20 protein-coding genes and 1 pseudogene are annotated in these 20,759 nt (G+C 51.5%); 11 read left to right on the top strand and 10 right to left on the bottom strand.

The features are described 5' to 3' along the window. Positions 1-260 (top strand): annotated as a pseudogene (locus MVO87_RS05515) (class I SAM-dependent rRNA methyltransferase); the annotation flags it as partial. 84 nt (positions 261-344) lie between these two features. On the opposite strand, the gene MVO87_RS05510 reads toward MVO87_RS05515, so the two are convergent. Together MVO87_RS05510 and MVO87_RS05505 are read right to left on the bottom strand one after the other, a co-directional pair. Next, complete coding sequence (locus MVO87_RS05510) at positions 345-1,088, bottom strand: RlmF-related methyltransferase (RefSeq protein ID WP_297513053.1); 744 nt, start codon at positions 1,086-1,088, stop codon at positions 345-347. 36 nt (positions 1,089-1,124) lie between these two features. Beyond that, a complete protein-coding gene (locus MVO87_RS05505) occupies positions 1,125-2,390 on the bottom strand; it encodes a M20 family metallo-hydrolase (RefSeq protein ID WP_297552491.1) in 1,266 nt (421 codons plus the stop codon). 114 nt (positions 2,391-2,504) lie between these two features. Here MVO87_RS05505 and MVO87_RS05500 point away from each other — a divergent pair, with 114 nt between their 5' ends. Together MVO87_RS05500 and MVO87_RS05495 are read left to right on the top strand one after the other, a co-directional pair. Then, entirely contained in the window at positions 2,505-3,320 is an 816-nt protein-coding gene (locus MVO87_RS05500) for an MBL fold metallo-hydrolase (RefSeq protein ID WP_297552483.1), read from the top strand. A 61-nt stretch (positions 3,321-3,381) separates the two neighbouring features. Next, positions 3,382-4,632 (top strand): hypothetical protein, encoded by a 1,251-nt coding sequence (locus tag MVO87_RS05495; protein ID WP_297513927.1) that lies wholly within the window; start codon positions 3,382-3,384, stop codon positions 4,630-4,632. A 3-nt stretch (positions 4,633-4,635) separates the two neighbouring features. Here the strand turns inward: MVO87_RS05495 and glmM are convergent, their stop codons facing one another. Next, entirely contained in the window at positions 4,636-5,985 is a 1,350-nt protein-coding gene (gene glmM, locus MVO87_RS05490; protein WP_297513924.1) for a phosphoglucosamine mutase, read from the bottom strand. A gap of 22 nt (positions 5,986-6,007) precedes the next feature. Continuing rightward, positions 6,008-6,406: a UPF0146 family protein gene (locus MVO87_RS05485; RefSeq protein WP_297513922.1), complete on the bottom strand. Its 399-nt coding sequence runs from the start codon at positions 6,404-6,406 to the stop codon at positions 6,008-6,010. A 110-nt stretch (positions 6,407-6,516) separates the two neighbouring features. On the opposite strand from MVO87_RS05485, the gene MVO87_RS05480 reads away from it, so the two are divergent. Together MVO87_RS05480 and MVO87_RS05475 are read left to right on the top strand one after the other, a co-directional pair. Beyond that, the gene (locus MVO87_RS05480) at positions 6,517-7,542 is read left to right on the top strand and encodes a TrmB family transcriptional regulator (RefSeq protein WP_297513941.1); all 1,026 of its coding nucleotides are present in this window, start codon (positions 6,517-6,519) and stop codon (positions 7,540-7,542) included. A 5-nt stretch (positions 7,543-7,547) separates the two neighbouring features. Next, on the top strand, positions 7,548-8,891 hold the full coding sequence (locus MVO87_RS05475) for a glycogen synthase (RefSeq protein WP_297513938.1): 1,344 nt from the start codon (positions 7,548-7,550) through the stop codon (positions 8,889-8,891). Here the strand turns inward: MVO87_RS05475 and MVO87_RS05470 are convergent. Next, complete coding sequence (locus MVO87_RS05470) at positions 8,888-9,250, bottom strand: ribonuclease P protein component 2 (protein WP_297513935.1); 363 nt, start codon at positions 9,248-9,250, stop codon at positions 8,888-8,890. The genes MVO87_RS05475 and MVO87_RS05470 overlap by 4 nt on opposite strands. A 67-nt stretch (positions 9,251-9,317) precedes the next feature. Here MVO87_RS05470 and MVO87_RS05465 point away from each other — a divergent pair, with 67 nt between their 5' ends. From MVO87_RS05465 to MVO87_RS05450, 4 genes are all read left to right on the top strand, one after another. Beyond that, a complete protein-coding gene (locus tag MVO87_RS05465; protein ID WP_297552489.1) occupies positions 9,318-10,403 on the top strand; it encodes a radical SAM protein in 1,086 nt (361 codons plus the stop codon). 114 nt (positions 10,404-10,517) lie between these two features. Continuing rightward, positions 10,518-11,300 carry a hypothetical protein gene (locus tag MVO87_RS05460; protein WP_297513919.1) on the top strand — a complete coding sequence of 261 codons (783 nt, stop codon included), beginning with the start codon at positions 10,518-10,520 and terminating at the stop codon, positions 11,298-11,300. Between the two features lie 36 nt (positions 11,301-11,336). After that, entirely contained in the window at positions 11,337-11,567 is a 231-nt protein-coding gene (locus MVO87_RS05455; RefSeq protein WP_167729145.1) for an antitoxin VapB family protein, read from the top strand. Further along, on the top strand, positions 11,537-11,914 hold the full coding sequence (locus MVO87_RS05450; protein ID WP_297513913.1) for a type II toxin-antitoxin system VapC family toxin: 378 nt from the start codon (positions 11,537-11,539) through the stop codon (positions 11,912-11,914). Before MVO87_RS05455 ends, MVO87_RS05450 begins: the two co-directional genes overlap by 31 nt. A gap of 51 nt (positions 11,915-11,965) precedes the next feature. Here the strand turns inward: MVO87_RS05450 and MVO87_RS05445 are convergent, their stop codons facing one another. Beyond that, positions 11,966-13,021 (bottom strand): AAA family ATPase, encoded by a 1,056-nt coding sequence (locus tag MVO87_RS05445; RefSeq protein WP_297552481.1) that lies wholly within the window; start codon positions 13,019-13,021, stop codon positions 11,966-11,968. 200 nt (positions 13,022-13,221) lie between these two features. On the opposite strand from MVO87_RS05445, the gene MVO87_RS05440 reads away from it, so the two are divergent. Beyond that, complete coding sequence (locus tag MVO87_RS05440) at positions 13,222-13,392, top strand: antitoxin VapB family protein (RefSeq protein ID WP_015858210.1); 171 nt, start codon at positions 13,222-13,224, stop codon at positions 13,390-13,392. A 500-nt stretch (positions 13,393-13,892) separates the two neighbouring features. Here MVO87_RS05440 and MVO87_RS05435 read toward each other — a convergent pair whose 3' ends face one another. Then, a complete protein-coding gene (locus MVO87_RS05435) occupies positions 13,893-15,317 on the bottom strand; it encodes a glycosyltransferase family 2 protein (RefSeq protein WP_297515338.1) in 1,425 nt (474 codons plus the stop codon). Between the two features lie 175 nt (positions 15,318-15,492). Continuing rightward, positions 15,493-18,693 (bottom strand): isoleucine--tRNA ligase, encoded by a 3,201-nt coding sequence (gene ileS, locus MVO87_RS05430; protein ID WP_297515335.1) that lies wholly within the window; start codon positions 18,691-18,693, stop codon positions 15,493-15,495. A 160-nt stretch (positions 18,694-18,853) separates the two neighbouring features. Here ileS and yjjX point away from each other — a divergent pair, with 160 nt between their 5' ends. Continuing rightward, positions 18,854-19,396, top strand: coding sequence for an inosine/xanthosine triphosphatase (gene yjjX / locus MVO87_RS05425; protein WP_297514308.1), 543 nt, complete (start codon positions 18,854-18,856; stop codon positions 19,394-19,396). 85 nt (positions 19,397-19,481) lie between these two features. Here yjjX and MVO87_RS05420 read toward each other — a convergent pair whose 3' ends face one another. Both MVO87_RS05420 and MVO87_RS05415 read right to left on the bottom strand, forming a co-directional pair. Continuing rightward, on the bottom strand, positions 19,482-19,859 hold the full coding sequence (locus MVO87_RS05420; RefSeq protein WP_297514330.1) for a hypothetical protein: 378 nt from the start codon (positions 19,857-19,859) through the stop codon (positions 19,482-19,484). Between the two features lie 51 nt (positions 19,860-19,910). Then, positions 19,911-20,738: a DMT family transporter gene (locus tag MVO87_RS05415; protein ID WP_297514310.1), complete on the bottom strand. Its 828-nt coding sequence runs from the start codon at positions 20,736-20,738 to the stop codon at positions 19,911-19,913. Positions 20,739-20,759: the final 21 nt, after the last annotated feature.

Genomic DNA, 20,759 nt, shown 5'->3' with positions numbered 1-20,759 from the left:
TCAGGGCGTACTTCAACGTGAACTACGCCGGCCTGAAGCTCGTTAAGGAGGGCGGAATCCTCGTAACATGCTCCTGCTCCCAGCACGTTGACATGCAGGCCTTCAAGGATATGGTAATCGCCGCTGGCGCAAAGGCCGGCAAGTTCCTCAAGATGCTTGAGCCCTACAGGACTCAGGCCCCTGACCACCCGATACTCATGGCCTCGAAGGACACCGAATACCTTAAGTGCCTCTTCCTCTACGTTGAGGATATGCACTGAAACTCGGGACGATGACGAGAAAGCACCTCCACTGAGGGCCAAGTGCTGAGACGCCCACGGTCGGAGTCCCTTCGCTTTTCTTCTTCACAGTCCCAATATCAAACTGTGCCTCCACCTCGTTCCAGCTCTAAACCGAACGTCCCTCACCGAGTAGCCCAGCTCGCTTCCCCTTTCTGATATCGCCCTGATTAGCGGTTCTTTGTCGGGCAGGAAGAGGGCCACCCTTCCGCCGGGCCGCAGGTAGTCCCTCGCTTCCTCTATCAGCTTTACCGAGAAGGCCTCGCCGTACTTTCCCCCGCCAACGCCTTCCCCCTCCGTGAGAACTCCCTTCGTCGGCCTCTCGTAGTATGGTGGAGCCGAAAAAATTACGTCGAAGCGCTCGTCTTCGGGAACTACTCCCCGGATTATCCCCCCGTTGCTCTTGATTAGCCTGACCTTGGCGAGGTTCCGCTCGATGTTCCTCCGCGCGTACTCGAAGAACTCATCGTCCAGCTCCGTGGCCGTTACCTCGCAATTGAAGAGTTTGTCGGCCATAAGCGCCATCATCGCGGTGTGCCCGGTTCCAATCTCCAGAACCTTTTCTCCTCCCTTGAGAAACGTCTTGAGGAAGAGGTAGCGCGATATTGGAGGCGTTACAAGTCCACGCGGGTGATAGTCGATATCAAGCCCAAAGAGGGCCTTCGCTATCACCCTGTTGTAGAGTATTCTGGCTTTCCTGTTCGAGAAGTCGAGCCTTCCTCGCTCGTCAAGGTAGTCCTTCAGCTCCGGAAAGAGCTTTACTGCTTCCTTTACCGGCAGTCCGAGCTTCCCGTCCTTCCAGAGGGGCATGAAAAGAGGTGGAAACTGGAAAGAAAAGGCTTTCGCTCAGCGCAGGGCGAGGTAGGCCATTACCTTGGCGTCTTCGACCATGTTGTCAATCTTCGCGTACTCGTTGGGCTGGTGTGCCATCTCGTCGAGCGTCGCCCAGACAACCGCTGGAATCCCCTTCCTCCTGAAGAACGCCGCGAAGGTTCCACCGCCTATTCCACCGACCTTGGCTTCCTTTCCGCGGAGTTCTTTTATCGCCTCCTTCAGGAGTTTCACTATCTCGCCCTTCGGGTCGGTCGGCGGGGCCGGGTCTGCCCTCTGAAGAATCTCCACCTCGATTTCTGGGAGAACCTTCCCGTCAAGCTCCTTCCTGTGCCTTTCCTTAACTTCTTCCACGATGCCCTCGATGTCCTTGAGGATATCGTCGAGGCTGTACCTCGGCAGAACCCTGCAGTCAAAAACGACCTCGTGCTCACCGGGGATTATGTTGGGGCTGTCTGCTGGATTCCCTCCCATCGTCGGCTCGAAGGTGCTCTCAGCTGGCTCGAAGAGTTCGTCCCTCTCGCTGTACTTCTCGTGAAGCCTTTTGTCGAGGTTGTAGGCCAAATCAAGTGCAACGCGGTGTGCGTTCAGGCCCTTGTCCGGCATGCTCGCGTGCACCTGCTGGCCCCTGACCCTTAGCTTGAACCAGAGGATTCCCTTTTCAGCGACTTCTATGAACGTTCCGTCCTCGTTTCCACCGTCGGGGACGAGAACGAGGTCATCTTCCCTGAAGAGCTCCGGGTGCTCCCTCATCAACCATTCGATTCCGTACTTGCTCCCGGTTTCCTCGTCGCTGACGAAGGCAAGGATAACTGTCTTCTTCGGCCTTATTCCGAGGTTCATCATGGCCTTCACTGCATAAAGCGAAGCAACCAAACTCTGCCCGTTGTCCTCGCTTCCGCGCCCATAGACCTTGCCGTCCTTGACGAGCGGTTTGAAGGGTTCCGTAACGGTCCACTTGCTCAGGTCCCCGGGCGGAACGACGTCGAGGTGGGTGAGAATCCAGAGTCTCTCGCTTTCCTCGCCTTTCTCGCCGTAGTAATAGGCCAATATGTTCGGCCTGACCCCCTTCTTGGCCCTCTCATCGGGGGCGTTGTAGACCTCGACCTTATCGAAGGGCCAGTCCTTAATAATCTCAAGAAGCTTCTGGGCCTTGTCGTATTCGCCCTCACCACCGTAGTCGGGGCTTATGGCCGGAATCTTAATCAGCTCGACGAGCGTCTTTACCATCTCGTCCCTCAGGCCTTCGACTTCTCTCAAAACCTTCTCAAGTTGGACCATTCGAATCACCAACCCTATTTCTTCTGAGGGCTTAAACTGCTTTCGGCCACCCAAACACCTTATATACTCCCGGCCGTATACTTCACCGTCCGCAGAGGATACGGAGGTGAGGGAGTGATAGAGATAACCTTCCTCGGGAGCGGAGGCGGGAGGTTCATCACAATAACCCAGTTCCGCTCCACTGGGGGATTCCACATAAGGGCGAGCAGGAACGTTTACGTTGACCCTGGGCCGGGTGCTTTGGTTAGAAGCTGGCGCTACAAGCTCGACCCGAGGAGGCTCGATGCAATCTTCGTCTCCCACAGGCACGTCGACCACTGCAACGACCTCGAGGTCATGGTCGAGGCCATGACCGGTGGCGCGCTCAAGAAGAGGGGAGTGCTCATAGCTTCGAAGAGCGTCGTCTACGGCGACGAGACTCATACACCGGCGATAAGCAAGTATCACATTGAGGTCCTTGAGAGCGTCCACACTCCGGAGCCCGGCAACAAGATAGCGATAGGTGAGGAGGAGTTCCTGATAACCCCGAGCCAGCACTCCGACCCCACTACCATCGGCTTCCGCATGAAGACTGCCTACGGCGACATCTCCTACATTCCCGACACGGCCTACTTCGACGGCCTTATAGAGTGGCACGACGGGGCGAGGGTTCTCATAGCGGCGATAACGCGCCCGAGGGATATGGGAATCCCCTACCATCTCAGCACCGACGATGCCGTTGAGATGCTCAAGAGCATGGAGAAAAAACCCGAAGTCCTGATAATGAGTCACATCGGCATGAAGATGCACTTCGCCAACCCCTACAAGGAGGCGAAATACATCGAAACGGTAACGGGCGTTAAGACCTACGTCGCCAAGGAGGGCTTCAAGGTCATGGTAGACAAAAGGGAAATAGCAGTCAGGACTTTGAGGCCTGCGCGCTTTGTCTGAGCTTTTTAATAATTTTTAATGGAATCGTAACTTTTAAATATTATATATGTTAATGTGTTGGGTGATATCTTTGAGAGCAATTAAGGTTGAGTTTTCGGAAAGAATGTATGAGCAACATCACAATATGGAGCTTTTTTATAAAGATAGATTATTTTTTGTTCCCACTCAGAATTCTGAGAAAGGATTGGGGTTTGATGTTTGTGGCTGTATAATCCCTTTTTCGTCACCTGTATTCCGCCCAGCTCATTTTTATCAATGTTTGTTTAGCTGTCTTAATAACCCTAATAATATCAAAAATTTGATATACAATAACATCAATAATGTACAGAATATTATAAACAAGACTGTGAAACATTTACAATATATAATTCCCTTATTTGCCATTTCGTCGGGAGTTGCGTCAGATATCTTTATTCAATATAAACTTCCTTCATCTATTGTTAGAATCTGGAAGAAAAAGACTAACAACCAATGGATTACTAAGAGTTCGATTATTAAACCGCTGTTGCCCACTAACACTAATGTATGCAACTCATTGTTTAACTTTAGTAATTATGAATGTTATGATTATAAGGCATATACAAATAATCAAAATCTGGTCTTTTGGTATGATTTTTGTAAAAATATAAACCAACATGCTACTCTTATGGCTCTTGAAAAAGCTGTGACAACTTCTAGTCAAATACCTTCTGTTGTCACGTATGCTTTTCCGGTATTTTATTCTATGCTTGATTTGCTTCGATTATCATACAATCACAAGATAACTAAATGTACTAACTATATTAATCCCCTCTCTATCAAAAATCATAAAAGATGGATATATTCATCTCCACTCGGCGGTTGTGTAAATTCTGAAATAAAGTATATCGACTTAAACGAATTCAGAGAGAATTTTGAGAAAATACTGTCTTCGAGTAAATACATGTCATCAGTTGGTTTTATAGAATCTCGTGCTGATAGTTTGCGTTCTTTGTCCTCAAATAAGGAGATTAATGGATTTGATAGATTTAGATTTAGCTTTTATCGGACAATTCTATATGAATACTTTAAATCTATCGATGCTTCTAAGATTACGTATTACCTTGTAGACATTGCGTTAAGTTTTATTATCTACAAACTTCCTTCATGGGGACTTAAGATAGAACCTCGCCAGACTAAAGAGTATCCTCCATGGATTGATGATGTATATCAAGATGTTCGCAAGTTAACACCCAGTGCTATAGGCAATAAATTAAAAGATGGCAAATTTGTCAATGCTATGGTTGATAATATTGAAGAAATAATAATTGGGATTTTAAGCTCGTTTATTTAATTATTAATTAATCCTTGTTTCCACTTCTTTTGCAACCGTTTTGTAAGCTAACTCGAAGAGTTCGTCCCTTCTTTTTTCGCTTGGCCCCTCGACGACAACGCGAATCTTTGGCTCCGTTCCGCTCGGCCTGACAAGAACCCACGAGCCGTCCCTCAGCTGGAAGCGGTAGCCCGAAATCGTGAGAATTTCTTTGATTTCCTCCCCCAAGGCCTTCTCAAGCTCTTCCCTGGCCCTCTCAACGACCTTCCCCTTAAGCCCGTCCGGGCACGGAACGTTCTCCTTCCTCAGGTAATAGACCGGAATCTCCGAGACGAGCTTTGAGAGGGGGCCGTTCTCGTCAATCATCTTAATCAGGAGCGCCATCGTCACGAAGCTGTCAATCCAGTTGCCGAACTTTGGATGGACGAGCTTCCAGGGTTCGCCGGCGAAGATGGCTCCGTATTTCTTTATGCCGTCATGGGGCTGGCCAAGGGGAACTCTAACGACCTTTCCCCCTGCTCTCTCGACGACCTCGTCTATCCTTGAGCCGGTGTTTATCGAGGTAACGACCGTTCCCCCGCCGTTCTCTTCGACGTAGTGCTTGGCAAAGAGCGCTATAACTGTGTCCTCGTCAACGTAGTTACCCCTCTCGTCGAAGACCGCTATCCTGTCGGCGTCTCCGTCCTGCGCTATCGCCAAATCGACGCCGAGTTCTTTAACAAGCTCCCCGAGGTAGGCGATGTTTTCATAACGCGGCTCGGGCCTCCTTCCCGGGAAGTGGCCGTCAACGTGGGCGTTCACGCTTATAACTTTGGCCCCCATCTCGCGGAGCAGGTAAGGCGCTAAAACGCTCCCGGAGCCGTTGGCCCCGTCGTAGAGAACTTTAAGGCCCGTCTCGTGGTTCACGAAGTCAAGAACCGCTCCGATGTAATCGTCTATAACGTCGAGGGGCTTGACGGTTTTAATCTCGTTCCACTCGGCCCTCCTGAAGTTCCCAGAGAAGACTATCCCCTCAAGCTCCCTCTCCTGTTCCACGTAGAACTCCGTTCCATCGCCGTTGAAGACCTTTATACCGTTGTCTGTCGGCGGATTGTGGCTCGCGGTAATCATAACTCCAGCGTCGCCGTGCTCCCGGGTGGCCCAGGCCAGGGCTGGTGTTGGAATCAAATCGGCATCTAAAACCTCCATTCCGCTCGCGAGCAGACCGCTTATCACCGCGTTCTTGAGCATGACGCTTGAAGTCCTCCCGTCCCTCGCGACGACAGCCGTTCCACCTTTGTACGTTCCAATCGCCATTCCGACCTTCAATGCGAGCTCGGGCGTCACCTTCTCCCAGAGCCTCCCTCGAATTCCCGCGGTGCCGAAGAGCCTCATACCACCACCGGCTTTAGTTCGCTCATGGCTTATAAACGTATATCGCCAGTCCTTTGTAGTTCATAAGCCTTAGCGGTCTGGGCACGGAATCACCGCTCAGGGGCAGAACCACGAGGGGAACGCCTGTCTTCCGGCTCAGCTCAACGATGGGCTTCATTATCTCGGGCGTTGGTCTTACTGAGTAGAGAAGGACCGCGTCCCTGTAAAGGCCGAGCCTCGGCCTGAAGAGGTCGTCGCGGACTGCTTTTATGCCGGCCTTCCTCGCGTTCTCTACAGCTTTTTCGTTCCAGTCTATAGCCAGAACGTCGTAGCCGAGCTCTATTAGCCTTAAAGCTACCTTCGTCTGGAAGCCTATGCCGAGTTCAACGGCCTTTCCCTGTGAGAAGTTCTCCGCTATGAACTCCGCCAGTTTCTCAAGCATGTAGGGTGTTTTTGATGCCCCTTAAAAAGTTAAGCAAAAGTTTTATACACTCACCGTGACCATATACCACTAAGGATGAACAAACTAACGTTAGTGAATAGGTGACGAAAATGAGGGAGGAGGAAATCATTGAGAAGCTCCAGAAGCTCGGACTCACGAAGTACGAGAGCTTAGCGTACATAACCCTTCTCAAGCTCGGCCCGAGCAAGGCCACCGACATAACCAAGGAGAGCGGAATTCCGCACACGAGGGTCTACGACGTCCTCAGCTCGCTCCACAGGAAGGGCTTCGTTGATGTTATGCACGGGACTCCAAGGCTCTACCGCCCGGTTAACCCCGAGGTCGTCCTTGAGCGCATAAAGGAGGAGTTCATAGAGGACATCGAGAAACTCAAGGAGGCGTTTGTCGAGCTTTACAAGCAGACCCACGGGCAGGAGTTGCCCGAGATATGGACGATTCTCGGGTTCGACAACACCCTTGAGAGGGTTCAGCACATAATAAGGACCGCCCGCTACGAGGTTCTAATCAACACGCCCTACGAGTTCCTCGAGCTTCTCAGACGGGACATAAAGGCCAGAAAGGACGTAATCTTCGTGATAATCACCAACCTGCCTGATGAAATTCCCGACTGGCTCAAGGCGGACAACATACTCCTCGCGAGAAGCAGTGGCGCCCCCTGGCTCATGGCGAGCTGGATAATTGGAGATGATGACTACTCGATATTCTTCGGTGCGATTCCCAAGGACAGGAGGCGGGAGAAGTTCTACTCCTTCTGGGCCAAGAGCCCGAGGGCTGTCTTCCAGTACATGCACTGGTTCTATACGATTTACTTCGACAACAGCGAGATTGTGAAGCCAATTAACTACGAGGCCCTCCCCAAGCCGTTGCCCATCGTAAACATTAGAACCCTCATCACGATACTAAGGCACGTTGGTCTCCCGAGGGAGGCCGAAATCACCGGAAAGCTCGTCGATACGAGGGAGCCGGTGGAGCTCCACGGAAAGATAGTGGACTACGAGTACACCCCGCTCGTGGCCAACGTGACGATAGAGGCCGGCGGCAACCGCTGGAAGGTTGGCGGAATAAGCAGTTACGTCGAGGACGTCGAGGGCGAGAAGTTCATACTCCTCGAGTGATGCCTATGCGCGTCCTCATCCTCTCCTTCGAGTACCTGCCCGTTAAGGTCGGCGGACTCGCCGAGGCGGTGACGAACGTAGCCGAGGGGTTAGCCAAGGACAACGAGGTAATCGTCTTCACCCCCGACCACGGGCGGAGCCTCGGCGAGCCGTTTCTCACTTTCAGGCTCTCCTTCGAGGGTAGAACCGTGGAGGTAACCGCCAGAAAGCGGGAGCAGAATGGGGTCACGGTTTACACGCTCTCCGGCGACCTCCTCGACACCGACGTCTATCCCGACTGGGAGACCCTCCTCCGGAAGGCCGTCCTCTTCGGCAAAGCTTCGGCCGGTCTGCTCAACCACCTTGTCTCGACCTTTAAGCCCGACGTTGTCCACGCCCACGACTGGCATACGGTCTTCGCCCTCGGACTTTTGAAGAAGTACTTCTCTCCCAAAACCGTTTTCACGGTCCACAGGCTCAACAAGGCCAGGATTCCAGCGGGCTACTTCCACGAGGCCAACCTGGGCGAGCTCGCGCCTTACCCCGAGATAGACCCCGAGCACACCGCCTGCTACATAGCCGATGCCGTAACGACCGTTAGCAAAAGCTATCTCCTCGAGGAGTGGGACTTCTTCAGGAACTTTGACGGCAAGGTGACGCACGTCTTCAACGGCATAGACTGCTCCTTCTGGAGTGAGGAGCTCCTTGAGAACGCCGATAGGCCGAGGGAGGAGCGGAGACGGTTAATCCTTGAGCGCTTCGGCCTGAGCGACGGAAGGGCCTTCATGTTCATCGGTCGCTTTGACAGGGCCCAGAAGGGCGTTGACACGCTCCTCAGGACGATAGAGATACTCTCCGGCGACCCATCTTTTAGGGAGATGCGCTTCATCATCGTCGGCAAGGGCGACCCGGGATTGGAGGCCTGGGCCAGGGCCGTTGAGAACCGCTTCCCGGAGAACGTCAGGGTAATCACCGACGTCCTGCCGAGGGAAACCGTTAGAGAACTCTACGGCTCGGTGGACTTCGTGGTGATTCCGTCTTACTTTGAGCCCTTTGGATTAGTTCAGCTTGAGGCGATGTGCCTGGGAGCGGTTCCAATAGCGAGCGCCATCGGTGGACTCAAGGACACGATAATCGACCTCAACACCGACCCGGAGAACGCCACCGGAATCCTCGTCCCGCCGAGAGATGCATTCGCCCTTGCGAGGGCGATGGTTTCAGCTAAAGAGCTCGACGAGGGAACCCTCACAAGGCTCCGCGAGAACGCCAAAAAGCGCGCGAGAAGGGACTTCACCTGGGAGAAGGCCTGCAGGCGCTACCTGCTCGTTTACACCGGTGCTGTAGACAAGGCTATGCCCTTCCTGCTCTAACGCCAGCCGAACTCGGCTAAAAATTTCCTCTTCAACCTTTTTATCGTCCCCGAAACCCCGAGCGTCCTGAAGATTGCCTTCGAGCCGTTTATCTCGGTTACAAGGGTTAATGCAAACCTGAGCTCCTCGACGTGCTCCCTGTCGACCCTGACGATTCCCGTCTGGCTTTTCTCGTCGAAGCGTATGAACCAGGGCTTTGCTTTGGCCGAGCCGAGGACTCCGAGGGTTGAGAGGCTCGCCTCCCATATCGCCTTCTTAACCTCGTCCTTCCGGAAGGGCCTCTCCCCAATCAGCTGGAAGGCTATGTAGCGGTGCTTCTCGCGGAGCGTCGGTGGAAGGTACTTCGGCTTCTCCCTCATAGGCATCGGACAACTTTGCCCGCCAACGTTTTTAAGGCCTGCCCTCAGGTTAGGGTTGGCGAGGGCTATGGTATGGGAAACCCCTTACTTCTCATACGCCGTGAGGGAACTTCCGAAGGGCTGTCAGCTCTGCGTTAGGGGTGAGAAGCTCGTCCTCTTCACCACAGGAAAGTGTCCGAGGGACTGCTTCTACTGCCCGCTGAGCCCTTGGAGGAGGGAGGATGTTGTTTACGCCAACGAGAGGCCGGTTAGGAGCGTTGATGACATCATTGAGGAAGCGGTGATTCAAGAGGCAAAAGGCGCGGGCGTCACCGGTGGAGACCCTCTCGTGAGGCTCGACAGGACCGTTCAATACATACGCGCCCTCAAAGAGAACTTTGGCGAGGACTTTCACGTTCATCTCTACACTACCGGCGCTTTGGCCACGAAGAAGAACCTTGAGAAGCTCTACGATGCGGGATTAGATGAGATACGCTTCCATCCAGACCTCTTCAACCCCGACTCGAAGCTCTTCAGGGTGGAAATTGAGAACATAAAGAATGCCTTTGACTTCGACTGGGACGTCGGGGGGGAGATTCCCTCCGTCCCGGGCCAGTTTGAGAGGATGAAGTGGTACGCCGAATTCCTCGACAACCTCGGCGCGAAGTTCCTCAACGTGAACGAGCTGGAGTTCAGCGAGACCAACCTCAGAAACCTTTTCGACAGGGGTTACAGGCCGATAAGCGATGAGAGCTCGGCCATAAAGGGTTCGCTCGAACTCGGGCTCAAACTCCTCAAGTGGGGCGAGGAGAACACCTCGCTGAGCTACCACCTCTGCACGGCCAAGCTCAAGGACGCCGTCCAGCTCAGGAACAGGCTCAGGAGGATGGCGAGGAACGTGGCAAGGCCCTACATGGAGATAACCGAGGACGGGACGCTCCGCTTTGGGATTGCCGAATACGACGACCTCGACGAGCTTTACAAGTTCCTCGTTGAGGAAGCCGAAGTTCCAGAGGAGTGGCTCCACGTGAACAGGGAGAAGGGCAGAATAGAGATGCCAGAGGAGGTGGCTTTAGAGCTGGCCGAGGCCATCGAAGGCGACGTGAGGTTCTTCCTCGTGGAGGAGTACCCGACCTTCGACCGGATTGAGGTTGAGAGGGTTCCGTTGCCCTGAATTTCTCCTTTGTTACTCTTTTGAGTTGTTACTCATGGGGGCGTAAGTAACTTACGGGGGCATAAGTTGTTATGGCTTCGAAAAGGTTATTTACCCCCGGGAATATTAACGGCCATGAGGGTCTTTGTTAGGGACTACCTCCTCCCGTGGTTGCTGGCGGTGGGGTTTTGGCTCGTTCTCTGGCTTCTCGTTCCCCCAACGAGGGAAGGCCTAAACGCCGTGAACATCTTCGCGGTTTTCCTCCTTCTCATTCCGTTTCTCCTCGTGGCGCTTCACTTCGTTGGAAAGACCCTTGAACGCTACGGCTATTCGCGGGAGGACATAAGGCGCCTTCCTGAGATAATCGAGAAAACCCACGGCAGGCTCTACCTTCCAAAGGAAGTCTTCGAAACAGTAACCAGAGCCCTGATGTTCTGGGGATTGGTTGCCACGGCCGTTGTGATGACGGAAAATCCGCTAAAGGGGCTTCTCAATGGGGTCGCGATATTTGTACGTATCTTTGCCCTCTTCGTTCTTTTCGTCTCGATGGTTCTATGGGTCATGGATTTTCCATTCGCACTCTACAAACTCTTTAAAGGAAGGGACCTGAGTAGAGACTTTTTAGTTGAGATGATAAGGCAGAACCTCATCTACACGGCAATCCTTATCGCGGTCAGGCTCATAGCGCTCTATTCGAGTTACCCAGCTGGTAATGACCCCATAGGTGAGGTAATGACCATCGGCAGGAAAACTGGTCTGGTGAAGTTTCTCTTGGAGCTTTCGGGCCTGAACTTCCTTTACTGCCTTACTGGCCTCTATCTCCCGAAGAAATCGAGGAAACTGACCGCTCTGGCTTTAACGCTGATCGTTCTGACCCAAATCCTGCTCATCTGGAGGGTTCTCATGGGCAAGTTTTAAATATTTCGTGCATGCATGCACTTATAGGTGAGAAAAATGGGCAAGACAATTACGATAGCCGATGACGTTTACTACGAGCTCGTCAAGATGAAGGGGAACAAGAGCTTTTCTGAGCTTTTGAGAGAGCTCATAGGCAAGAAAAAGAAGGGCAATCTGGACGTTCTAATGATTGCCTTCGGGACGAGAACCCCCGAAGAGCTTGAAGAGCTCAAGAAGGAATTGAAGGAGGTTGAAGAATGGATGGACTCCTGGACACCAGCGTGGTAATCGAGCTCTTCGGCGGGAACAGAAAGGTTGTAGAAGAACTTTACCAAGAAGGAGACAGAGAGTATCATCTACCAACCATTGTTCTCTTTGAGCTTCACTGCGGTCACCTGAAAGAGCGGGAGGGGCTCATGCTTGAGATGATGCCCAAGGTTGAGTTCGACGAAAACTCCGCAAAGGTAGCGGGAGCGATTTTCAGAGACCTTATGAAGAAGGGAAAACGACCTCCCCTGAAAGACCTTCTCATAGCTTCCACTGCCATAGCCCACAACGCAACGCTCTACACCTGCGATGAGGGCTTCAAGCGCTTCGAGGAGTACGGATTGAAGGTAAAAATTTTGGAAAAGTGATGCGACTGAATGGAAAAGGAAAAGCAAAAGCCCAACCAGTACAATCAGGCTCTACGGTCCTCTCAGGATTAGCTTAACCACGGGGTCGGCCAGTCTGTACTTCTCGTTCTCCTCCTCAATCCACCCCATCTTCTTCAGGTTCTTGAGAAGTTCGTATAACCGTGGTCCAGGGGTTCTCATACCCTTCACGGCGAGGTAGTCTCTTATCAGGCTCCACCTGTTGTAGCCGAGCGCTATCGCCCGTAAAATCCCCGTGTACCTCCTGCTCCTCCTTTCAAGCTCCCCCAGCTCGCCGAACAGCAGGCCCTTTGCAACGTTGAGCGTTGCTTCCATCGCCTTTTCGAAGTCTCTCGCTTCAAGGTATTTCACGCCGAAGAGGACGAGCCAGCCAGGGATTCCATCAAGGAGTGATACGGCGCGGTCTATGGTGTCCTCGGACACATCAAGGCCGGCTTCTCTAAAGCCTGTTCTCAGGAACGCCTTTGAGGTTTTTTCGTCGAAGGGCCTAACGTAGATTTCGCCCCCAACCCTGCCGTAAAGCGGGCTCTCGTAGTCGTCTATGCCAAGAAAGTCGTGGAGCAGGCCAACTTCCGAGCCGGTTAAGATAATCCTGAGGTTCGGCAGACTGTCGTAGGCGTGGGCAAACAAAGCCAAAAGCTCCTTCCCGCCCCGTGAGCCGTAGAAGCGCAGGTATTGGGCCTCGTCAAAGGCTATTATGAACCTCGCGGTTTTTTCACCGAGCTCGTTCAGCTCTCTGAAGATCTCCCTCAGCGAGGCTTCCTCCGGTTCTATCTCAAGGAATCGAAGGCTCAGCTTTATTTTGAACTTGGTGAGGGTTCTCTGGAGTAGCCCTCGCTTCGATTGAATTTCCCTTATGAGGCCATCTTTCGTTATGTGCCCGCTCTCGGCGTAGAGCTCCCTGCAGTCTATCAGAATCCCGGGATTCTCGTTGAGGTAAGCCCTGAGTATCGAGCTCTTGCCCACGCGCCTTATTCCGAGAAGGAGAGTCAGTGGATATTTCTCAACGCTTTTCTCAAGGTCCTTGAACTCCTTTTCCCTGTCGAAAATATCCTCTCTCCTCTCCTTCGGTCTGAGGTCGAACAGCACTTACGCCACCGTAAGTAACTTACGGGGGCATAAGTTATAAGGGCTTCGAAAGGGTTAGTTAACTTCCACGCGCCAAGAAAAGTTGAAAACTGACGGTTCCCCTACTTCTAACCATAATCGTTGCCCAGCCCTGGGTGGTGTGGAGGCTGGGGTTTTTGAATGAGGAGAAACGTTAAGTAAGCGAGAGATCAATTTTTGACATGACAGAGGATGAGAAACGCACTTCTAAGCGGAAGAAGGAGAAGAAAGGTAACATTGACGTTCTGATGATTGCGTTCGGAAGTATGACCGAGGAAGAAGTTGAGAAACTCAGAAAAACGCTGAAAGAAGTTGAGGAGTGGATGAACGAGGGGGTCCCGTGCTCCGGTTGAGGTATTCATATAGAACCTTTTTATCCACCATAGCGATTTTGAGCGCTTCAAAGAATACGGACTGAAAGTGAAGGTTTTGGAGAAATAGCAAAAGTTTGACTAGTTTTCTCCAATCTCTTCCTTGATAGACGGAGAGTCCCAATTTTTCCATTGAAGTTTCATGTCCTTAATCTTTTAAAAGTTCTCTAAGATTTGTAGTGATTTAAAACCTTTAAATAAGGGCGTGTAGTTAAAAATATAATGAAGCCCGTATCACCATTGATCGCATCGATATTGCTAATCACCTTAACAGTTTCAATCGGAGCCATGATCATTGGGTGGGGAAGACAATACGTTCAACAGAAAACAAGCTGTCTCGGTGCTGCTTCTGTAAATATGTAAATAAATATGTAAATATTATTAAATTAAAGCGAACTTAGATAGTGGCAATAACTCAGATAACCCTCGGATTTATGAATAGTGGTAACGATAGGATCGATTTAACTAAGGTAACAGCTATTTTATATACATCTACAGGAGCTACATATAGATAAGCCTTCTAGTGGGGCTATTATCGGAATAGCTAATATATTTAGCACTCTTTTTAAACGTGAACTCGCATTGCTTGGTTCTAGATTTAATTTTGAGCCTTCCCAGTATAAGTAAGATAATGTTGCTATAGAATATCCAAAGGCAACAGAGGTTATCTTATGAGGGACCGGAGTAGGATATGCAATATTTATATATGTTATAATGATTGAAGGTAGCGATGATAACCATGAAATTAGGTGTATAGCCTGAATTAGCTTGTATTTTACTCCTACCGTTTTATTTTTAAGTAAAATATCGAGTTTTCCCCATAACCATCTCCGTCTTTGTTTTAAAAAGTCTTTTATCGAATAAGGACTTTGCTCATATAGTTTTCCTTTTAGCCAACCCCATGCTTTATTAAAGTATTTGTTTATGAGTAATCCAAAGTATGCATCTTCTGCCCTTACTTCGCCAAAGTCCCATCCGATTATATCTTCTAAATCAGATCTATATAGGAGATGAGAACCATGTATTCCAACGATAACTTTTCCGTACCTTGCTTGTATTTTATATCTTGTTATATCGTCTCCTGCTCTTAGGCTGTCTTCTAAGCTTGTTAGGAGGTTTTTGCCCCAGAAGTTTGAGTAGACTATTAAGCCTTGCCCTATTAGTTTGCCTTTTTTGGCTTCGTTTTCGATGAAATCTATTATCCCGAGTATAGTATCCTCTCCGACGATGCTCTCTTCGTCCATTAAATAAATCCAAGTTTTATCTGAAATATAACCTTCTTCTCTTCTAACGTCTAATGCATAGTTTAAAGCCCTCGCCTTATATTTCGTATTATTCTTCGTTTTATAATCTCTCGGAACATAAATAATCCTGACATTATCATCTATCTCCTTTAGCTTATCAAAGAAGGACTTGTCTACATCATCTTCAGTAACAACCCAAATTTCGTAATCTCTAAGATATTTAGGCGCCCAATAGGCTACAGACTTCACCCCCCTCCTCACAGCATCCTTATTAAACCCCCTCGTCGTAATCTGAAAAATGACCTTATAATCCTCAGACTGAACCTTCCTCTCTAATTGAAAATCATCCTTTGCATTATATCTAAGGAGGCCATAGCTTGATAGAGCTGCAATTGGAGAATATGCTAACCAAATATACTTGGCATTTACAAGTATTTTATCCAAAGTGCTTAATGAATCTGTGTGATTTCCTGAGAGCGAGTTCAGAATTAAAGATCCGAGAATACCTATTGTTAAAAACAATGAATATTCGAGTTTAGAATAATTTAGTTGATTATGCTTTTCTAGTGTATAATCTCTCCAAAATTCTTTCTCGTGAGATTGTAATATACAATCTAAACTATTTAAGAACTTCCCGAAATACGCTACAATTTTGTCATACATACAGTTACTTATTAGTTTGCTAATACATTAAAAGCTTTATCTTGTACTTTCTCTGTTGGAATATCCTCCAAAGCCATTATCCCTTGGAGACGTTCCATTGATGAATTAATTATATCATACTACTCTGTATGGTGTCGTTGAAGTCCGAGGTAATAAAAGGAGAAAGCAGTTGATCTCACTCCACCTTCTCAATCCCTATCTTCGCCTGAACCTCGGGCCACTCGACGACGAATCCTTTCGCCTCGCCGAAGATTATCTCGGTCGCCCTGGTCTCCTTCTTTATGTAGTCGAGGTTCTCACTGAGCAGTTCGCGGTTCTCGTCGGTGGTCTCTATGGTGACAACGATTCTGTCGTTCACGTCCAAATCAAGGCGCTTGCGCATCTCCTGTATCCTCCTGACGAACTCCCTGGCGAGGCCTTCCGCGAGGAGCTCCCTCGTGAGGGTCTTGTCCACGAAGACCCTTCCACCCTCGAAGTCCTCGGCGACAAAGAAGTCCGGCAGTTTCTCCTCGATTGTCAGATGCTCCCTCGTGAGGTGGAAGGTCTTTCCTTCGAGTTTAACGTCCATCTCGCCGGCCTCGTAGAGTTCCCTTCCGTGCTCGTTTATCCAGGCTATCACGAGTTTGGCGTCGCCCTTGAACTCGGGCCCGACCTTGGCAAAGTTGGGCTTGATGACGAGCTCGCGCTCGACCTTTTCGACGACTACTTCTTTGGCGTTGAGCTGGTCGCGCAGGATTCTGTTGAGCCTCTCAACGGCCTTCTTGACGGTCTCATCTTCGGTCTCCACTATTATCCTCCTGACCGGGTAGCGGAGCTTTATCTTGGCCCTCTGCCTCGCCGAAGAGCCGGCCTCGACTATCCTCCTGACGTACTCCATCTCGCGCTCAAGCTCCTCGTCTATGGTTTCCTCGTCAGGCTTCGGCCAGTCGAGCATGTGGACGCTTTCCACGCCGAGGAACGGCCTGAGCATGTTCTGGTATATCTCCTCGGCTATGTAGGGCGTGAACGGGGCCATCAATCTGAGGAGGACGTCGAAGACCTTCCAGACGGTGTAGTAGGCCGCTAACTTGTCTGGGTCATCTCCCTCGACCCACATGCGCTTCCTGATTAGTCTGATGTACCACCTGCTCAGGTCCTCGACGACGAAGTTGTAGATGGCTCTCGTCGCTTTCGTCAGCCTGAAGGTCTCTATACCCTCTTCGACGTCCTTTATGAGCCCGTTGACCCTGCTGAGTATCCACCTGTCCTCCTCGCGGAACGGAAGCTCCTCGGGCTTGAGCTTGGTCGGGTCGAAGTTGTCGAGGCTCATGTAGGTTGCGCTGAGCACGTAGACGTTCCAGAGTATGTTGAGCATTCTCTTAACCTGAGCCAGGCCCTTCCAGCTGAAGCGGAGGTTCTCCCAGGGGTTGGTGGCCCAGAGCATGTAGAACCTGAACGGGTCCCTTCCCTCCTTCTGGACGACCTCCTCGGGCCTTATGATGTTGCCGAGGCTCTTGCTCATCTTGTCTCCCTTCTCATCGAGGACGTAGCCGTGCATGGCAACGGCTCTGTAAGGCACGGTGTTGAAGGCTATGACGCTCGCGGCCTGCTGGGAGTAGAACCACTTGGTGACCTGGTCTTCGCCCTCGACTATGAAGTCGGCCGGCCAGAGCTTCTCAAAGAGCTCCTTGTTACGTGGGTAGTCGAGCGACGCCCAGCTTGCTATTCCGCTGTCGAACCAGACGTCGACGACGTCCTTTACCCTTCTCATCTCCTTGCCGTTAACCTTTATGATGAAGGCATCGACGTAGGGCCTGTGCAAATCTTCTGGGCCAAGCTTCTCCTCTATGACCCTTAGCTTCTCGTTGTAGTCCTCTGGGAGTTCAACGCGCTCGCCGTCCACCTCTATCGCGACGGCAAGCTCGACCAGCTCCTTGAAAGAGCCAACGACGTATATCTCGCCGTTCTCGGTCTGCCATATCGGGAGCGGTATTCCCCAGTACCTCTGCCTGCTTATGACCCAGTCACCCGAGTTCATGACGCCGTTGTCGTACCTTACTTTGACCCACTCGGGATACCACGTAACCTTCTCGTCGTTCTCCTTGATTATCTTGTCCTTGACCTTGCTGACCTTGAGGAACCACTGGTCAGTGGCGCGGAAGATAAGTGGGGTCTTACAGCGCCAGCAGTGCGGGTACTTGTGCTCTATCGTTCCCGCCTTCACGAGGTAGCCCTTCTCCTTGAGGTGCTCGATTATCTCCGGGTCTGCGTCCTTGACGTAGACGCCCTTCCACCTGCCCTCAGTGTAGCGACCCTGGTCGTCGACCGGGCTGTAAACAGGCAGACCGTACTTCTGCCCGACTTCGAAGTCCTCCTCACCGTGGCCCGGCGCGGTGTGAACCAGTCCTGTACCGTCCTCAAGCGTCACGTGCTCGCCGAGGATAACCCTGTGTGCCCACTCGTACTTCTCGCGGAACTCTCTCTGCCGTGGATACTCGTCCATTAGGACGTGGACGTAGCGGAGCCCTTCAAGTTTCTTGCCCTTGAACTCCTCGACTACCTCTCCCTTGACCCCGACCTCATTCAGAACGCGCTCGACGAGGGCCTTCGCGATTATCCAGTACTCCTCGCCGTTCTCTGTCTCGACCTTTACTTTGGCGTAGTCGTACTCGGGGTGAACGGTAACGGCTAAGTTGGCAGGAAGCGTCCAGGGGGTGGTAGTCCAGATGAGGAGGTACTCGTTCTCCCTGCCCTCCACAGGGAACTTGACGTAGATGCTCGGGTCCTTCCTGACCTTGTACTCGCCGCGGACCTCGTGCTCGGCCAAGGCAGTCTCACAGCGCGGGCACCAGTGGAGGACGCGCTTGTCCTTCTCCAAAAGCCCCTTCTCCCAGGCCCTCTTGAGCGTGAACCAGCCCGATTCGATGTACTCGTTCTTTATGGTCATGTAGGGGTTGTCCCAGTCCATCCAGATGCCGAGCATCTTGAACTGCTCGGTCATGACCTTGAGGTTGTTGAGGGCGAACTCCTTACACTTCTTGATGAAGTTGTCGACGCCTATCTCGGTCTCTATGTCCTTCTTGGTCTTAAGGCCGAGAGCCTGCTCGACCTTAACCTCTATCGGAAGGCCGTGCATGTCGAAGCCCGGCTGTCTGCGAACGTTGTAGCCCTGCATGGTCCTGAAGCGGATTATCATGTCCTTGATTATCTTGTTCCAGGCCGTTCCGAGGTGTATCGCACCGCTCACATACGGCGGTCCGTCGAGGAAGTAGTACTTTGGGCCGTTCGCCCTGCTGGCCTTGACCTTCTCGTAGGTGTCGTTCTCCTTCCAAAAGGCTTCTATCTTCTCCTCCAGCTTGCCCGGGTTGTATTCCCTAAACTCTGGCTCCTTAATCATCCCAGAACCCTCCAGAAGTGATAGTTAAGTCTAACCCAGAAGAGGGCTCAAGCCTCGAAACGGGCGGAGCGAAGGATAAAACACTCCCCCCTCATGGGTATCGGGGCAGAATTGGGAAGTTAGTTTATAAGGTTTTCTGCCGAGTTTTTTCGGTGGTGGCATGAGAATCGCGGTCGGCTCTACTAATCCGACAAAGGTTAATGCCGTTGAGAGGGTTATGAGAAGGATTTACGGCGACGTCGAGGTGGTCGGCGTTGAGGTTGACAGCGGTGTTTCAGACCAGCCGATTGGAATCGAGGAGATAGTAAGGGGTGCTATAAACAGGGCGAAGAGGGCTTTGGAGAAGACAGGAGCAGACCTCGGCGTCGGAATCGAGGCGGGAATCTATCCATTCCCGGGAACGGTGACCGGCTACCTCGACGTTCAGGTCTGTGCAGTTGTTAGTCCCGATGGGAGGATAACGATAGGTCACGGACCGGGCTTTGAGTACCCGCCTGTTGTAATCGAGAGAATCCTTAAGGAGGGTGTTGAGGCAGGTGTGGCGATGGGCGAGCTCGTCAAAGACCCTAAACTCAAGAGAAAGGTTGGTGCGATAGGCGTTCTGAGTAAAGGATTGCTCACGAGGACGGAACTCAACGAGATTGCAGTCCTGATGGCGATGATACCGAGGATGAATCAGGAGCTGTTCTTCGGGAGAAAATGAGGCTGTGCCCTCCCCGACCGTCCCCCGCTCATTCATCACGGGGGTGTGAGAGGGGAGGGCGGTTACGGTTAAGTCGGTGAGAATTTTAAGCTTTCTCCTCGACCTGCCTCTCCTCCTCGGGCTCGCCCTTTCTCCTGCTCTCGTTCTTGATGACCTGTATCACGTAGTCTATGAACTTCCTGACCTCCTCAAGCTCCTCCTCCGGGATGTCCTGAATCTTTTTGTTCTTGCTCTTGTATGTGAGCAGTTTGAGGAGCGCGAGCCTTCCAAGGGCCGTCCTCGTGCTTATCTCTCCGTTCTTCCAGTCGCGCCATATGGCGTTCGCTATGCCGTAGAACTCGGGGATGCTGTCGAGTCCCGGGTCACCGACGTCTATGACCTCCTTTCCGAGGTACTTGTAGCGCTTCTCCTTCTCATCCTTTGATAACTCCTTGGTGCGGTTCTTTATGTACTCGTGCACCATGACCATCACCTCCGCTTTAAGAATAAGGTGGAAGTTTTTATTAACCTTTCGTTAGTTTTTCTTTATCTTGTTCCAAACGCCCGCCATTATGAGGAACGCGCCCGCTAAGGCCCTCTTAGTAAACCTCTCGCCGAGAATCAAGAACGCCGACAGGGAACCAAAGATTGGTTCCATCGAATAGATGAGCGCCGCCTTGTAGGCCGTCGTGTGCTTCTGGTACTTGACCTGAAGTGTAAACGCCACAACAGTCCCGAAGACGGCCGTGTAGAGCAGTCCGAGCCAGGGGAGCAATTCCCTTGGAAGAACCTTGGGCTCGAACGCCAGCGCGAAGATTAAGGAAAAGATGAAGTTCCAGAAAATCTGCCAGAAGGCCAGGCTGAGGTAGTCCTTCTCGCCAAAGCGCTGGACGAGGACTATCTGGAAGGCGAAGCTGACGGCGCAGAGGGCCGTGAGGAGGTCGCCGTAGTTCACACCACTCATACCCCCTGAAATCAGGTAAAGTCCTGTGAGGGCGATGGCGAGCGACAAAACGTCTCTTGCTTTTACCCTCTCCCCGAGGAGGAAATAGGCTATGAAGGGCGTGAACACGACGTAGAGAGACGTTATGAAGGCCGAGTTCGATGCGGTGGTGTACTTGAGGCCGACAATCTGGAAGCTGTGGCCGAAGAATAGCGTGAGCCCGAGAAGAAAGCCCTCGCGCAGGGTCTCCTTCCTGAGGACCTTTGAGCGGAAAAGGATTAGCATTAGAAGCGACGCGATACCGAAGCGATAAGCCAGGAAGAGAATCGGCGGAAGATAGTCCAGACTGACCTTCATCGCCGGAAATGTGAAGCCCCACATGGCGGTTATCGTGAGAAGTATAAGCTCGGCCCTTTTCATCGAGCCGAGTTAAAAAGATGA

This window comes from Thermococcus sp. (assembly GCF_027063845.1).
Taxonomy (GTDB): Archaea; Methanobacteriota_B; Thermococci; order Thermococcales; family Thermococcaceae; genus Thermococcus.
Note: the sequence above shows the minus strand (reverse complement) of the source record. Positions and strands in the feature narration are given on the sequence as shown.

Excerpts from the sequence above, each read along its gene's own strand:
- MVO87_RS05450 (WP_297513913.1), top strand. The coding sequence starts at position 11,537 with ATGGATGGACTCCTGGACACCAGCGTGGTAATCGAGCTCTTCGGCGGG.
- MVO87_RS05455 (WP_167729145.1), top strand. The coding sequence starts at position 11,337 with ATGGGCAAGACAATTACGATAGCCGATGACGTTTACTACGAGCTCGTC.
- MVO87_RS05465 (WP_297552489.1), top strand. The coding sequence starts at position 9,318 with ATGGTATGGGAAACCCCTTACTTCTCATACGCCGTGAGGGAACTTCCG.
- MVO87_RS05415 (WP_297514310.1), bottom strand. The coding sequence starts at position 20,738 with ATGAAAAGGGCCGAGCTTATACTTCTCACGATAACCGCCATGTGGGGC.
- MVO87_RS05480 (WP_297513941.1), top strand. The coding sequence starts at position 6,517 with ATGAGGGAGGAGGAAATCATTGAGAAGCTCCAGAAGCTCGGACTCACG.
- MVO87_RS05505 (WP_297552491.1), bottom strand. The coding sequence starts at position 2,390 with ATGGTCCAACTTGAGAAGGTTTTGAGAGAAGTCGAAGGCCTGAGGGAC.
- MVO87_RS05435 (WP_297515338.1), bottom strand. The coding sequence starts at position 15,317 with ATGTATGACAAAATTGTAGCGTATTTCGGGAAGTTCTTAAATAGTTTA.
- glmM (WP_297513924.1), bottom strand. The coding sequence starts at position 5,985 with ATGAGGCTCTTCGGCACCGCGGGAATTCGAGGGAGGCTCTGGGAGAAG.
- MVO87_RS05485 (WP_297513922.1), bottom strand. The coding sequence starts at position 6,406 with ATGCTTGAGAAACTGGCGGAGTTCATAGCGGAGAACTTCTCACAGGGA.
- MVO87_RS05475 (WP_297513938.1), top strand. The coding sequence starts at position 7,548 with ATGCGCGTCCTCATCCTCTCCTTCGAGTACCTGCCCGTTAAGGTCGGC.
- MVO87_RS05440 (WP_015858210.1), top strand. The coding sequence starts at position 13,222 with ATGACAGAGGATGAGAAACGCACTTCTAAGCGGAAGAAGGAGAAGAAA.
- ileS (WP_297515335.1), bottom strand. The coding sequence starts at position 18,693 with ATGATTAAGGAGCCAGAGTTTAGGGAATACAACCCGGGCAAGCTGGAG.
- MVO87_RS05470 (WP_297513935.1), bottom strand. The coding sequence starts at position 9,250 with ATGAGGGAGAAGCCGAAGTACCTTCCACCGACGCTCCGCGAGAAGCAC.
- yjjX (WP_297514308.1), top strand. The coding sequence starts at position 18,854 with ATGAGAATCGCGGTCGGCTCTACTAATCCGACAAAGGTTAATGCCGTT.
- MVO87_RS05460 (WP_297513919.1), top strand. The coding sequence starts at position 10,518 with ATGAGGGTCTTTGTTAGGGACTACCTCCTCCCGTGGTTGCTGGCGGTG.
- MVO87_RS05510 (WP_297513053.1), bottom strand. The coding sequence starts at position 1,088 with ATGCCCCTCTGGAAGGACGGGAAGCTCGGACTGCCGGTAAAGGAAGCA.
- MVO87_RS05420 (WP_297514330.1), bottom strand. The coding sequence starts at position 19,859 with ATGGTGCACGAGTACATAAAGAACCGCACCAAGGAGTTATCAAAGGAT.